This is a genomic window from Rhodococcus sp. 14-2483-1-1 (assembly GCF_002259335.1).
Lineage (GTDB): Bacteria > Actinomycetota > Actinomycetes > Mycobacteriales > Mycobacteriaceae > Rhodococcoides.
Map to the genome: position 1 here is coordinate 532,651 of NZ_NPFX01000021.1, position 10,614 is coordinate 543,264.

The 10,614-nt window shown below is 63.9% G+C and carries 10 protein-coding genes; 7 read left to right on the plus strand and 3 right to left on the minus strand.

Going from position 1 to position 10,614, the window contains the following annotated elements:
• Window positions 1–2: 2 nt before the first annotated feature.
• The 5 genes from CH294_RS21020 to CH294_RS21040 all read left to right on the plus strand — a co-directional run bounded on the left by CH294_RS21020 (window position 3) and on the right by CH294_RS21040 (window position 6,627).
• Window positions 3–491: an arginine repressor gene (locus tag CH294_RS21020; protein WP_094610252.1), complete on the plus strand. Its 489-nt coding sequence runs from the start codon at window positions 3–5 to the stop codon at window positions 489–491.
• Window positions 492–542: 51 nt separating this feature from the next.
• Window positions 543–1,742 (plus strand): argininosuccinate synthase, encoded by a 1,200-nt coding sequence (locus tag CH294_RS21025; protein ID WP_032378949.1) that lies wholly within the window; start codon window positions 543–545, stop codon window positions 1,740–1,742.
• Entirely contained in the window at window positions 1,739–3,187 is a 1,449-nt protein-coding gene (gene argH / locus CH294_RS21030) for an argininosuccinate lyase (protein WP_032404026.1), read from the plus strand. The genes CH294_RS21025 and argH overlap by 4 nt, the downstream gene beginning before the upstream one ends.
• A gap of 109 nt (window positions 3,188–3,296) precedes the next feature.
• Window positions 3,297–6,314: an AMP-binding protein gene (locus tag CH294_RS21035; RefSeq protein WP_037151172.1), complete on the plus strand. Its 3,018-nt coding sequence runs from the start codon at window positions 3,297–3,299 to the stop codon at window positions 6,312–6,314.
• A 106-nt stretch (window positions 6,315–6,420) separates the two neighbouring features.
• Window positions 6,421–6,627, plus strand: a complete 207-nt coding sequence (locus CH294_RS21040) for a Trm112 family protein (RefSeq protein WP_032404027.1) — start codon at window positions 6,421–6,423, stop codon at window positions 6,625–6,627.
• A 13-nt stretch (window positions 6,628–6,640) separates the two neighbouring features.
• Here the strand turns inward: CH294_RS21040 and CH294_RS21045 are convergent, their stop codons facing one another.
• Both CH294_RS21045 and CH294_RS21050 read right to left on the minus strand, forming a co-directional pair.
• Complete coding sequence (locus tag CH294_RS21045; protein WP_094738957.1) at window positions 6,641–7,396, minus strand: ABC transporter permease; 756 nt, start codon at window positions 7,394–7,396, stop codon at window positions 6,641–6,643.
• On the minus strand, window positions 7,393–8,124 hold the full coding sequence (locus CH294_RS21050) for an ABC transporter ATP-binding protein (RefSeq protein WP_094738958.1): 732 nt from the start codon (window positions 8,122–8,124) through the stop codon (window positions 7,393–7,395). The genes CH294_RS21045 and CH294_RS21050 overlap by 4 nt, the downstream gene beginning before the upstream one ends.
• A gap of 73 nt (window positions 8,125–8,197) precedes the next feature.
• Here CH294_RS21050 and CH294_RS21055 point away from each other — a divergent pair, with 73 nt between their 5' ends.
• Together CH294_RS21055 and tyrS are read left to right on the plus strand one after the other, a co-directional pair.
• Complete coding sequence (locus tag CH294_RS21055; protein ID WP_094610230.1) at window positions 8,198–8,851, plus strand: DNA-3-methyladenine glycosylase; 654 nt, start codon at window positions 8,198–8,200, stop codon at window positions 8,849–8,851.
• A gap of 38 nt (window positions 8,852–8,889) precedes the next feature.
• Complete coding sequence (gene tyrS, locus CH294_RS21060; RefSeq protein WP_094739002.1) at window positions 8,890–10,164, plus strand: tyrosine--tRNA ligase; 1,275 nt, start codon at window positions 8,890–8,892, stop codon at window positions 10,162–10,164.
• Between the two features lie 160 nt (window positions 10,165–10,324).
• Here the strand turns inward: tyrS and CH294_RS27705 are convergent.
• A partial coding sequence (locus CH294_RS27705; RefSeq protein WP_212709820.1) for a hypothetical protein occupies window positions 10,325–10,614 on the minus strand: 290 nt, incomplete at its 5' end.

Genomic DNA, 10,614 nt, shown 5'->3' on the forward strand with positions numbered 1-10,614 from the left:
CGTTGACCGCGTCGACCCGGGCGGGCAGGCAGGCGCGAATCATTGCGCTGCTGGCCACGCATCAGGTACGCAGTCAACCGCAGCTGGCGTCGTTGCTCGCAGCCGAGGGGATCGACACCACTCAGGCCACGCTCTCGCGGGATCTCGAGGAATTGGGTGCGGTGAAACTGCGCGCCCCGGACGGTGGAGTGGGCGTGTACGTCGTGCCCGAGGACGGCAGCCCGGTCCGCGGGGTGTCCGGTGGCACCGACCGCCTCCTGAAGTTGCTGGGGGAGTTGTTGGTGTCCACCGATCACAGCGGGAACCAGGCCGTGCTCCGAACACCGCCAGGCGCGGCGCATTACTTGGCCAGCGCTCTGGATCGTGCAGCAATGCCCGAGATCGTCGGGACCATTGCAGGAGACGACACGATTCTGTTGATAGCCCGCGAGCCACACACCGGTGGCCAGGTCGCGGACAAGATCGAAAAGCTTGCTCGACGCGGTAACTGAGATCCGGTTACCCATCATGCGCAACCAGAACAACGAAGGAGCTTGAACACCATGGCCGAACGCGTCATCCTCGCCTATTCCGGCGGACTCGACACCTCTGTCGCCATCAGCTGGATCGGGCGGGAGACCGGCAAGGAGGTCGTCGCTGTCGCCATCGATCTCGGGCAGGGCGGCGAGGACATGGACGTCGTGCGTCAGCGTGCACTCGATTGCGGCGCAGTCGAATCCGTCGTTGTCGATGCCCGGGACGAGTTCGCGGACGAGTACTGCCTGCCGACGGTGCAGTCCAATGCTCTGTACATGGATCGCTACCCGCTGGTGTCGGCCATCAGCCGTCCGTTGATCGTCAAGCACCTCGTCGAGAACGCGCGGGCTCACGGCGGAACCGTTGTTGCACATGGGTGCACAGGCAAGGGCAACGATCAGGTCAGGTTCGAGGTCGGCTTCAACACGCTCGCCCCCGAGCTCGAGGTGCTGGCACCCGTCCGCGACTACGCATGGACCCGCGAGAAGGCCATCAAGTTCGCCGAAGAGAACGACATCCCGATCAACGTGACCACCAAGTCGCCGTTCTCGATCGACCAGAACGTCTGGGGACGCGCGGTCGAAACCGGCTTCCTCGAGGATCTGTGGAACGCGCCGACCAAGGACGTCTACGACTACACCGAGGATCCGACGGTCAACTTCCAGGCCCCGGACGAACTGATCGTCTCCTTCGACAAAGGTCGTCCCGTCGCGATCGACGGCCGTCCGGTCTCGGTACTCGAAGCGATTCAGGAGCTCAACACTCGGGCGGGCGCGCAGGGTGTCGGCCGATTGGACGTCGTCGAGGATCGACTCGTCGGCATCAAGAGTCGTGAGATCTACGAGGCACCGGGCGCCATGGTGCTCATCCGCGCGCACGAGGAGCTCGAGCACGTGACCCTCGAGCGTGAACTGGGCCGCTACAAGCGCCACACCGACCAGAAATGGGCCGAGCTGGTGTACGACGGGCTGTGGTACTCCCCGCTCAAGGGTGCGCTCGACACGTTCGTCCAGCACACGCAGGAGCACGTGTCCGGTGACATTCGATTGGTGCTGCACGCTGGAGGAATCATCGTCAACGGCCGTCGTAGTGGCGAGTCGCTGTACGACTTCAATCTCGCTACCTACGACGAGGGCGACACGTTCGACCAGTCCGCGGCCAAGGGATTCGTTCAGCTGCACGGCCTGTCCTCGAAGATCGCAGCGAAGCGGGACCTGGGCCTGTGACAACCTCGGACAGCGCACACGGAACCAACGAAGGTTCGCTCTGGGGCGGCAGGTTCGCATCCGGACCGGCCGCAGCGATGGCGGCTCTGAGCAAGTCGACGCACTTCGACTGGGTACTCGCGCCCTACGACATCCGAGCATCGATGGCCCATGCCCGCGTGCTGAACGGTGCCGGACTGCTCACCCCGCAGGACCTCGAGACCATGCTCGACGGTTTGCAACGCCTCGCCGACGACGTCGACTCGGGTGCATTCGCGGCAGCCGAGACCGACGAGGACGTGCACGGCGCCCTCGAACGCGGTCTCATCGATCGCGTCGGACCCGAGGTCGGTGGACGCCTGCGTGCAGGCCGATCGCGCAACGACCAGGTGGCGACGCTGTTCCGAATGTGGCTCCGCGACGCGGTCCGCCGGGTCTCGGTCGGAGTTCTCGACGTGGTCGACGCCCTGGCGACTCAGGCTGCGTCGCATCCGACGGCCGTCATGCCGGGCAAGACTCATTCGCAGGCAGCGCAGCCGGTGCTGCTCGCGCATCATCTGCTCGCGCACACTCATCCGCTGTTGCGGGACGTCCAGCGCTTCGCGGACTTCGACAAGCGAGCGGCGGTGTCGCCCTACGGTTCCGGTGCGCTCGCCGGTTCGTCGCTCGGGCTGAGTCCGGAGAAGATCGCGGCCGAGCTCGGGTTCGAGTCGTCCGCCGAGAACTCGATCGACGCCACGTCCTCGCGCGATTTCGCTGCGGAGGCGGCGTTCGTACTGGCGATGACGGCCGTGGATCTGTCTCGGTTCGCCGAGGAGGTCATCTCGTGGAGTACGCCCGAATACGGATACGTGACACTGGCCGACGCTTGGTCGACGGGCAGTTCCATCATGCCGCAGAAGAAGAATCCGGACGTCGCGGAGCTGACTCGTGGCAAGACCGGCCGCCTGATCGGCAATCTGACCGGTCTGCTGGCCACGCTCAAGGCTCAACCGTTGGCCTACAACCGCGATCTTCAGGAAGACAAGGAGCCGGTGTTCGATTCGGTGGCGCAGCTGGAGTTGTTGCTCCCGGCGCTCACCGGATTGACCGCGACGCTCGAGTTCCACACCGAACGCATGGCAGAGCTGGCACCAGCCGGTTTCACACTCGCCACCGATATCGCAGAGTGGATGGTGCGACAGGGGATTGCCTTCCGCGTTGCCCACGAGGCAGCCGGAGCGTGCGTCCGGGCGGCGGAAGCGCGGGGCGTGGGGCTGGTCGATCTGACCGATGACGAGCTGGCCGCCATCGATCCGGCGCTCACTCCGGATGTTCGCGAGGTGCTCACCGTGGAGGGTTCCATTTCGTCGCGTGATGCCCGCGGCGGCACAGCCGCGGTCCAGGTGGCGCATCAGCTCGGTGGTGTGCGGGCGACAGCCTCGACGCTTCGTGCGTGGGCCGAGGAACCGGTGTTGCAACACTAGGTGAGCAAGGGACATCCACGCCGGTTCCGTCGAATGTGATGTGAGAAGCTTTCGTCACGTGAAGACCGATGCCGGTCGTTCCGTCGGGGCCGAACGCAGGAGTGTAGTTGTGGGACTGAATGCAGACGCCGTACGTGGTCCACTGCGCCGTGCCATCGCCACGGCCCAGAACGGTCTCGAGGTCATTCGTCTCGGTGGTCTCGAAACCGAGGTGGACCCGTCGCCGTTCCGGGTGATGGACCGGGAGCCCATGTATCGGTTGCGCCGGTACTTCCCCGACGACGTGCCTGCGGATAGTCCTCCTGTGGTGCTCATTCCGCCGATGATGGTGTCCGCCGACGTCTACGACGTCACGACCGATCAAGGTGCGGCTGGCATTCTGCACGGCATGGGCCTGGATCCATGGGTGGTCGATTTCGGTTCACCCGATACCGAAGAGGGCGGGTGGAGCCGTACTCTCGCCGATCATGTCGTGGCGATCAGCGAGGTCGTCGACAAGGTGCACGAGCACACCGGCCGAGACGTTCACCTCGGTGGCTACTCGCAGGGCGGAATGTTCTGCTACCAGGCTGCTGCCTATCGGGGTGGACGAAACCTGGCCAGCCTCATCACGTTCGGGGCTCCCGTCGACACGTTGGCCGGGTTGCCGCTGGGAATCCCGGCCGGCGTGGCCACCCGGGGCGCAGAGTTTCTCGCCGATCATGTCTTCACCCGGCTGGCCGTCTCGGGCTGGATGGCGCGGACGGGATTTCAACTCCTCGATCCGGCGAAAACCGTTCGGTCCCGCCTGGATTTCCTTCGACAGTTGCACGACCGTGAGGCATTGTTGCCGCGCGAGCCGCAGCGACGCTTTCTGGCGATGGACGGGTGGGTGGCATGGTCCGGCCCGGCCGTGGCGGAGCTGCTGAAGCAGTTCGTCGTGCACAACCGCATGATGACCGGCGGGTTTGTCATCAAGGACAGATTGTTGACTCTGGCCGAACTGACGGTGCCGGTGCTGGCCTTCGTCGGTGAGGTCGACGACATCGGTCAACCCTTGGCCGTACGCGGCATCCAGCGAGCGGCTCCGCGCGCACAGGTCTTCGAAACTACCTTGCGCGCAGGCCATTTCGGCCTCGTGGTCGGCAGTACGGCAGCTGCACAGACGTGGCCGACGACGGGCAACTGGATTCGGTGGCGTGAGGATCTCGGACCGAAGCCCGAGGCTGTCCGCGTGATGGAGCGCGAGGACCACAGCGATTCCGACAGCGGTGTGTCGATCACCAATCGACTGATCCACACGGCAGCCTCCATTGCCGAGGTCGGTGTCGGCGTCGGCCGGGGGCTGGCATCGGCAGCGACCGGCGCTGTACGAGGTACCCGTGAAATTTCGTCCGAGGCCGTGCGTACGCTGCCGCGGCTCGCGCGGCTCGGACAGATGCAGCCGCACAGTCGAGTCTCGTTGGGCCGCTTGATCGCCGAGCAGGGACGTAAATCGCCGAACGGCGAGTGCTTCCTGTTCGACGACCGCGTGCACACCTACGACGCGGTCAACGTCCGCATCGACAACGTCGTTCGCGGTCTGATCAGTGTCGGGGTGCGTCCTGCGTCGCGCATCGGAGTGCTGATGGAGACGCGCCCCAGTGCGTTGGCCGCCATGGCTGCTCTGTCGAGGATCGGGGCAGTGCCGGTTCTGCTGCAGCCGGGCAGCGACCTGACTGCAGCACTGCGGACGGTCGATGTCGATACCGTGATCGCAGATCCCGAGAACGTAGCGGCGGCAGTCCCGGTGACACCGAATGTTCTGGTACTGGGTGGTGGTGAGACGCGTCGACTCGAGATACCGAACGGATACGAGGTGACCGATCTCGAGGCCATCGATCCCGATGCTGTGCGTTTGCCGCAGTGGTACGAGCCCGATCCGGGCCGCGCTCGTGAATTGGCCATGGTCCTGTTCACGACGACCGATCGTGGTCTCGAGCCCCGGTACATCACCAATCACCGCTGGGCACTCTCGGCCTTCGGCACCGCTACCACGGCCGCGCTCGGCCCTGGCGATACCGTGTATTGCCTTGCTCCGCTGCATCATTCGGCGGGAATTCTGGTCACGATCGGTGGCGCGCTCGCGGGTGGCTCGCGGATTGCGCTCTCCCGTGGTCTCGACCCCGAGCGGTTCAGTGAAGAGGTCTACCGCTACGGCGTGACCGTGGTCAGTTACACGTGGACGATGATGCGGCAGATCCTCGACGACGGTCGTTTCCCGGTGGATTCCGGCCATCCGGTCCGCCTGTTCATCGGCTCCGGCATGCCGGTCGGACTGTGGCGCCGCACACTGGCACGATTCAGCCCTGCTCGGGTGCTCGAGTTCTACGCATCGACCGAGAACGACGTCATTCTGGCCAACGTGGCTGGATCGAAGATCGGCTCGAAAGGCCGCCCCCTGCCCGGCAGTGCCCGGGTTGCCCTTGCGGCCTACGACCCGATCACCGGCCGACTCGAAGAGGACGACGACGGTTTCGTTCGGCAGTGCCGCGACGACGAGATCGGGCTGCTCTTGGGTCGACCGAGCGGCGAGGGCGAAGCGACCAGCCATGTGATGCGCGGTGTCTTCGAGCCCACGGACGCATGGATTCCCACCGAGAATCTCTTCCGACGCGATTCCGACGGAGACTACTGGCTGATCGACCGCAAGGACACCGTCGTACGTTCGGCGTGCGGCCCGGTCTACACCCAGCCCATCGTCGATGCTGTCGGCGATCTCGACCAGGTGGATTCGGCTGTGGTCTACGGCGTACACGTCGCCGTCGATCGTCCACGGTCGGTTCGTGTCGATGCGGCTGCCACCGAGGTTGCTGTCTGCGCCATCTCTCTGCAACCCGAAGCAGTGATCACCGCTCGTGCATTGACGGATACGCTCGGTGCGCTGCTCCCGGCCGAGCGTCCGGCAATTGTGCACGTAGTGTCCGAAATCCCGGTGGGTCGCGCGTATCGGCCCAATGCGACGGCGCTGAAGGAAGCGGGCATCCCGACGCCCAGTGCCCGGTCGTGGTTCTACGACTCGGAGTCGAACAGTTACCGCCGTTTGACCAAAGCTGTTGTTGCCGAGCGTTTTGTGGGTGGGGGCGAGTCCACCGAAAAGTCCTCCTAGGAGGAACGACTCGAAAATGAGGAGTGGAGCCTGCCGGTGACGGCTCGTTCGGTAGCGTGGTCGAGTACATCACTCCGACTCGGTCGGAGCAGAACGAAGGACACTTGTGGCAATCGATTCGACACTGCTTTCCATTCTCGCGTGCCCGGTGGACAAGGGCTCGCTGTTGCTGGTCGAGGGCGAACTGCTCTACAACCCGCGACTGCGTCGCGCATATCCGATAGAGAACGGCATCCCGGTCCTGCTCGCCGACGATGCGCGTGATGTCGACGACGCCGAGCACGAGTCGATTCTGTCCCGCGCCACCTCCTAGACCGCCTGGTTGCTCACGGGGTTCGTCGACGTAGTGTCGCGGCCGCCCCGGTCAGAGCGGCAACGGTGAACGCCACGACCACAGCGATATCGGTCCACGTGCGCCCGGTGACGCCTGGGTGATGGGATATCTCTTGCAGGGCGTCCACCAGGTAGCTCAGCGGCAGAACGTTGCTGATGATGCTCAACCAGCTCGGCATCTGACCGCGAGGTACCAGGAGTCCACAAAGGAACAGCTGGGGGATTACGACGACCGGCATGAACTGAACGGCTTGAAATTCGGTGCGAGCGAATGCGCTGCACAGCAAGCCGATCGCGACGCCGAGCATTGCTGCAAGCACTGCGATCACCAGAACCCAGGCAACGGAGCCCTCGATGTCGAGCCCGAGAAATCCGAACGCGACAGCGCACGCGAGCAGGGCTTGTCCCACCGCGGCGAGCGAGAACGCGGAGCCGTAACTCGCCAGCAGGTCCAGCTTGGACATCGGAGTCGTCAGCAGGCGTTCGAGCGTTCCCGAGGTTCGTTCGCGCTGCATCGAGATCGACGTGATCAGAAACATGACGACGAACGGCAGGATGCCGAGCATCGTGATTGCGATCCTGTCGAACAGCGACTGTTGGTTCGGCGGTGAGGGAACGTCGCGGTACAGGAAGTACAGCAACACCATCAGCAGAGACGGCACGAGCAGAACCATGGCAACCGATCTGTGGTCGGCTCTGAGCTGGCGAAGAATTCGCCCCGTGCCCGCCGCGTAGATCCTCGCGTTCACGATTGCTGCTCCGCCGATCTGATGATCGAGAGGAATGCACGATCGAGATTCGTTTCGTTCGTCTGCTCGAGCAACGCGTCCGGGCTCGATTGAGCCAGCACTGAGCCGTCACGCATCAGCACGAGCCGGCTGCAGTGCTCTGCCTCCTCCATCACGTGGCTCGAGACCAACACCGTCGTACCTGCGTTCGCGAGATCGGCGAAACGCGACCACAGCTCCGAACGAAGCACCGGATCCAATCCGACGGTCGGCTCGTCGAGTACCAGCAGTTCTGGTTCTGCGACCAGCGCACTGGCCAACGAGACCCGTCCCAACTGTCCACCGGAGAGTTCGCCTGCACGCGACGCCGCGTGATCGGCGAGTCCCACTGCCTCGATCGCGGAAGCCACCTCTGCGCGGCCGCGACCGCACAGCGACCCGAAGTACTGCACGTTCTCACGAACGGTGAGGTCGCGGTAGACACTCGGTGCCTGGGTCACGTACCCGACTGTGCGACGCAACGATGCGGAGCCGGCCGGTGATCCGAGAACCGTCACGGTTCCGCTTGCCACGATCTGAGTGCCGACGATTGCGCGAATCAACGTCGTCTTCCCGCAGCCCGAAGGACCGAGAAGTCCGGTGATGGCACAGCGAGGGATTGTCAGGGATAGATTGCGCAGCACTGTTCGCTCGCCTCGGCGAACCGTCAGCCCTGTCACCTCGACAGCATGCTCCCCCGTGAACGCCATGTGGGCCCTCCAGACTTCATCGGATGGTGAAGTCATAGCCCTGTCGGCGCGTGGTGGTCAAGGGCGCAGCATCATGGGATGGGTGAACGTCGCTGACTTGGAAAGCGGAGACCCGGACGACGCAGCCCGACGGATTCTCGGGGGAACCGTCCACGCAGGTGAAGTGTCCTTGCGCATCGTGGAAGTCGAGGCATACGGCGGTCCACTCGACGGTCCGTGGCCCGACCCGGCGGCGCATTCCTTCCGTGGTTCGACACCTCGCAACGAGGTGATGTTCGGGCCGGCGGGGCGGCTGTACGTCTACCTGAGCTACGGCATGCACTTGTGCATGAACGTCAGCTGCGGTCCGGACGGGACGGCCGCCGCCGTGTTACTCCGGGCGGGTGAAGTGGTGGCCGGTCATGACATCGTCGAGGGCAGGCGCGCCGGCCGCAGTCCACGATCTGCACGGGTGGAGGCCGGGTGGGGCCGCGGGCCGGGCAATCTCGGTCGAGCCTTGGGCGTCTCGCTGGCGGACAACGGAACGGAACTGTTCGACGCCTCGTCCGCCGTCACCCTCCAGCTACTCCCGCACCCGCTGCCAGAGCAGGCTGTCGCGTCCGGCCCACGCGTCGGGGTGAGTCTGGCAGCTGACCGACCGTGGCGCTTCTGGATTCGTGGATCTTCGGCGGTATCGAGCTACAAACGCAGTCCCCGCGCCGCGGTGCCCGGTGGCCTGGAGGCCTGACCGACGGGTCGATGCGTGCATGCGGGAAGATCGACGTCGTGAGTGAGAACATCATCGACGAAATGACCTGGCGCGGACTGATCGCGCAGTCCACCGATGTGGACGCGCTGAGGGAGGCGACGTCCGAGGGTCCGATCACGCTGTATTCCGGTTTCGATCCGACCGGCCCGTCGCTGCACGCAGGGCACTTGGTGCCGTTGCTCGCTCTCAAACGGTTTCAGCGGGCCGGACATCGGCCGATCATTCTCGCCGGCGGAGCGACGGGACTGATCGGTGACCCCCGCGACGTGGGGGAGCGGACCATGAATTCTCCCGAGGTCGTCACCGAGTGGGCAACGCGAATTCGAGGTCAGCTCGAGCGTTTCGTCGACTTGGACGACGGCCCCACGGGTGCGGTGGTGGTGAACAATCTGTCGTGGACGGGCGAGCTGTCCGCCATCGATCTTCTACGCGATATCGGCAAGCATTTCTCGATCAACGTGATGCTCGCACGCGAGACGGTCAAGAACAGGCTCGAGAGCGACGGAATGTCGTACACCGAGTTCAGCTACATGCTGTTGCAGGCCAACGACTACGTACAGCTTCGCCGTGAGTACGGCTGCAGTCTTCAGATCGGTGGCTCCGATCAGTGGGGCAACATCATTGCCGGTGTGGAACTGAACAGACGCCAGGATGCCGAGTCGGTCCACGCAATGACCGTTCCACTGGTCACGTCTGCCGATGGAAAGAAGTTCGGCAAATCCACAGGTGGCGGCAGCCTGTGGCTCGACCCGGAGATGACGAGCCCTTACGCCTGGTACCAGTACTTCGTCAATACCGGTGACGCGGACGTCGTGAAGTACCTGCGTTGGTTCACCTTCCTGTCGAAGGAGGAGTTGGCTCAACTCGAAGTCGCCACTTCGGAGCGTCCGCACGCGCGCGAGGCACAAAAACGTCTCGCCGCAGAAATGACCACCCTCGTACACGGGGAAGAGTCGACTCGATCGGTCGAGCTCGCCAGTCAGGCACTTTTCGGGCGTGCAGAACTGGCAGAACTCGACGAGAAGACTCTCGCCGCCGCGTTGCAGGAAGCATCTGTGGCCGACATCGAGGTCGGTGCTCCGAACACCATCGTGGATCTGCTTGTCGCCACGGGACTGAGCGAAAGCAAAGGCGCGGCCCGGCGTGCGGTCAAGGAGGGCGGCGCATCGGTCAACAACGTCAAGATTTCCGACGAGGACTGGACGCCCACTGCGGACGATCTACTGCACGGACGGTGGCTGGTGGTTCGACGCGGAAAGCGGAACTTCGCAGGCGCGCGGGTCTCGAGCTAGCTTCGCGCGTTGTCAGTGGCCGGAGTCACATCCATGTAATTTGGTTACGACGCCCGTCAGGTGGGTAGTCGAACAGTTGCGACCAGGCTGTTCACACAATTCGCGTGTGAACGACCTGGGGATTTGACGCGTTGTTATCCGGGGCGTAACTTTGTCCAGGTCAGAGCGACACGGACGCCAGCCCAGACCGCAAGGCCTGAGCGAAGCTGAGTTCGCTTTCGACAACATGGAGGGTGGAGCCGCAAGGTTCGACTTCCTTGGATGAGAAGCCAGTTTGACTGTGCTCGATCATCTGATCTAAGCTGGAACGGTTGCCCCGGACATCTACGAGCATCTGCTCGTTGGTGAATGGTGTGTGCGTGTTCTTTGAGAACTCAACAGTGTGTCGATGAATGTCAGTGCCGAATTTTTGTTTGGTGAAAGCATTCGATGTATCAGCCATCCGCTTGT

Coding starts and splice junctions, on each gene's coding strand:
- CH294_RS21025 (WP_032378949.1), top strand. CDS start 543: ATGGCCGAACGCGTCATCCTCGCCTATTCCGGCGGACTCGACACCTCT.
- CH294_RS21055 (WP_094610230.1), top strand. CDS start 8,198: ATGGGATGGGTGAACGTCGCTGACTTGGAAAGCGGAGACCCGGACGAC.
- CH294_RS21050 (WP_094738958.1), bottom strand. CDS start 8,124: ATGGCGTTCACGGGGGAGCATGCTGTCGAGGTGACAGGGCTGACGGTT.